At 37.7% G+C, this 3,213-nt stretch carries 4 protein-coding genes; all 4 read left to right on the forward strand.

Annotation, left to right across the window (positions count from 1 at the left end; genetic code table 11):
• Nucleotides 1-391: cytochrome c (locus ABYK33_RS14930; RefSeq protein ID WP_373034102.1), on the forward strand; the 391-nt coding region annotated here is incomplete at its 5' end.
• A gap of 13 nt (nucleotides 392-404) precedes the next feature.
• Entirely contained in the window at nucleotides 405-1,658 is a 1,254-nt protein-coding gene (locus ABYK33_RS14935) for an FAD-dependent oxidoreductase (protein ID WP_373034103.1), read from the forward strand.
• 251 nt (nucleotides 1,659-1,909) lie between these two features.
• Nucleotides 1,910-2,359, forward strand: coding sequence for a hypothetical protein (locus tag ABYK33_RS14940; protein WP_373034104.1), 450 nt, complete (start codon nucleotides 1,910-1,912; stop codon nucleotides 2,357-2,359).
• Between the two features lie 171 nt (nucleotides 2,360-2,530).
• A partial coding sequence (locus ABYK33_RS14945) for an alpha/beta fold hydrolase (protein WP_373034105.1) occupies nucleotides 2,531-3,213 on the forward strand: 683 nt, incomplete at its 3' end.

Here is a 3,213-nt window from a genome sequence, read left to right on the forward strand (position 1 = left end):
CTATGAAGATGATGACAACGATGGTATTTACAACCGTGATGATGAAGATGATGATGGGGACAAAGAAATTGATATAGACAACGACCTTGATGATGATGGTATCGATGATGAATATGATGTCGATGATGACAATGATGGTTATGCAGATACTCCTTTACCTACAGCTTATACAGCTGATGCAGGAAGACTTTTAGGTTCCCAATGTGCTCAATGTCATGGTACAAATGGTGTCTCCTCAACTGAGTGGGACAGCATCGCAGGCGAAGATGAACTTGATAGCGAGATCTTTGAAGATGATGAACCGATTATGAGTGCACAGGCTCATGGATATACCAGTGAAGAGATAATACTTATTGGTAATTGGCTAAAAACGCTTAAAACTAACGATTAAAAAAGGATACTAAATGAAAACAACCCATTCAAATTCAAGACGAAACTTTATGAAGTTTGTAGGAGCAAGTTCACTTTTTGCAGTGACTCCTGGTATGGCAGCCGATACAACCACTCCACACATTGTGGTAGTTGGTGGTGGATTTTCTGGGGCAACCTGTGCAAAGTATCTAAAGATGTGGGGTGGAAGCAGTGTGAATGTAACCATCATAGAGGCAAACCCTACCTATGTATCACCTATATTAAGTAACTTGGTTCTTAACGGACAGAAAACGATCTCTGACTTGTCATTTACGTATGGAGACCTGAGCAGTAAATATGGTATCAATATGATCCACACTACGGTAGATAGCGTTGATAAAAACAATCAAACCCTTGCTTTGGCAAATGGAAGCAGTGTGAAGTATGACAAATTGGTCTTAGCAGCAGGTATGGACTTTATACAAGTAAATGATTACGATATCACTAAAGTACCTCACGCTTGGAAAGCAGGAGAGCAGATAGATCTGCTTAAAGCACAAATTGATGCAATGGTTGATGGTGATACTTTTACCATGACGATTCCACCTGCACCTTACCGTTGTCCTCCTGGTCCATATGAGAGAGCTTGTGTAGTGGCTGACTATCTCAAAAATAACAAAGGGTTTAACAACTGTAAGGTGAATGTGTTTGATGCGAATGCAAATATCACGATAGAGGAAGAGACATTTACTGCAAAATTTGCAGAGTATGGTGTAGTGTACACTCCAAGTACAACAGTCACAAATGTTGATGACAGTACTAGAACTTTAACATACACTGAAAATGATGAATCAAAAACTTTAACTTCAACAGTTTTAAATGTTATACCAAAGCAAAAAGCAGCCTCTATCGTCTTTACAGCAGGAGTCAATACTGGAAACTGGGCACCGATTAATCCGTTGAGTTATGAATCAGTACTGACAAGCGGTATTTATATCATCGGTGATTCACAAGGAACAGGACAACCAAAAGCTGGACATATGGGAAATTCTGAAGCAAAAGTGTGTGCAGATGCCATTTTAAGAACACTGAATGGGGTTACATTATACGCTTCACCTAAGACCAACTCAGCTTGTTACAGTCCAACTTCCTCAACAGAAGCTTCATGGATCACAGCGGTCTTTAAATATGATGCTAATGAGAATAAAATGGTTATTGCCAATAAAGGATCAGGTGCACCAAGCACCAGTAATTATGGTAAAATGTTTTCATGGTCAGGAAATCTATTTACGGATACTTTTTCTTAATCTGTATTGCCAAAGTTTGCAGGATGTATGTTACATACTGCAAACTTTTACATCTTCTTTATACCTTTTCACACATTTCCCCTTTCAATAACATAATAAGTAGTTATATAATGATTTAATTTTTTGTGATATAATTAAGTGCGAACTAGAGGTGTGATAGAGATGTACATTTAGCGTAGTAACTCTATCATGATAATCTTTTATGCTCATCATTGAAAATGATGAGCTATATCATTCTAGGAGAAATAGTTATGGAAAATGTATGTAAAGAAAAACTGGAAGAACTTATAGTACTTTTGAACGATCCAGATGAGACTGTAATGCTAAAAGAGGTTAACGAGAAACTGGAAAAAATTGTTGCACTTATGAATAATCCGGAAAAAATTGAAATAGAAAAAAACGAAAGTAAAGAGAAACTGAAAAAAGTTGTAGAACTTGTGGATAATGCAATGGCCAACCCAGACGTTGAGCTTGAATATTGTATACCTGAAGTATTAACAACATCAGAGACCTGTGATGTTTCCGGAGACCCATATATACAATTGAAATATGCGGCTAATGGAACACATATAATGGTACAAAAACTACCTCTTAAGCATCACTATCTAAACAAGACAGCACAAGATATAGCAAATCTTGTTACCTTCTATATTGAGCAGTTTATTGAACAGATCGATTCTGTTGAAAATGGTGCACAGTAGGACCTTCACTACAGGAGATAGACTATAGGTATCTATAGTCTATCCCTTTCATATCGTACCGTTCAAGTGATAGACCCTCCAAAATAAAACCATTTAATTTAATTCAATCATAAACACTATTTTCATAATGCTATTGTATAATTGAGACTAAAATAATTTAATTGGTGAAATATGGCATCTAAAGAGATACGCTACAAAGAACACACTTTTAAACTCGCTTATGAGTTAGTCAACCCGACACAAGATGAGGTACTGCTTGTACTTCATGGCTGGGGGAGTAATAAAGAGATCATGAAACAGGCATTTGGCAACACACTGCCGGACTTCAAACATATTTACCTGGATATGCCAGGCTTTGGTAAGAGTACCAATGAGATGATCTTAACGACAGTAGATTACGCAAATATTGTACAACTTTTTTTAGATACTCTAGGCGTGACAGCTACCATAGCTATGGGACACTCTTTTGGCGGAAAAGTTTCTACACTGCTTAACACACCTTGTTTGGTACTTCTTTCTTCTGCAGGTGTAGTCACTGTTAAACCATGGTCAGTGAAAATAAAAATAGCGACATTTAAACTCCTAAAACCTCTGGGAATGAAGAAGATACGTGAACTTTTCGTAGCGCCTGATGCGCAGGGTATGAGTCATGAAATGTATGAAACATTTAAAAATGTAGTGGATGAAGACTTTGAAGCTGCGTTTGCCAAAAGCAAAAGCAGGGCACTCTGTTTTTGGGGCAAAGAAGACACAGCAACACCACTCTATACAGGGGAGAAGATAGCGGGGCTCATAGAGAACAGCGAATTCTATCCACTGGACGGAGACCACTTTTTCTTTTTGACACATAAAGA

It is taken from the genome of Sulfurovum sp. (genome assembly GCF_041562805.1).
In the GTDB taxonomy this organism is placed as follows: domain Bacteria; phylum Campylobacterota; class Campylobacteria; order Campylobacterales; family Sulfurovaceae; genus Sulfurovum.

Coding starts and splice junctions, on each gene's coding strand:
- ABYK33_RS14935 (WP_373034103.1), top strand. CDS start 405: ATGAAAACAACCCATTCAAATTCAAGACGAAACTTTATGAAGTTTGTA.
- ABYK33_RS14940 (WP_373034104.1), top strand. CDS start 1,910: ATGGAAAATGTATGTAAAGAAAAACTGGAAGAACTTATAGTACTTTTG.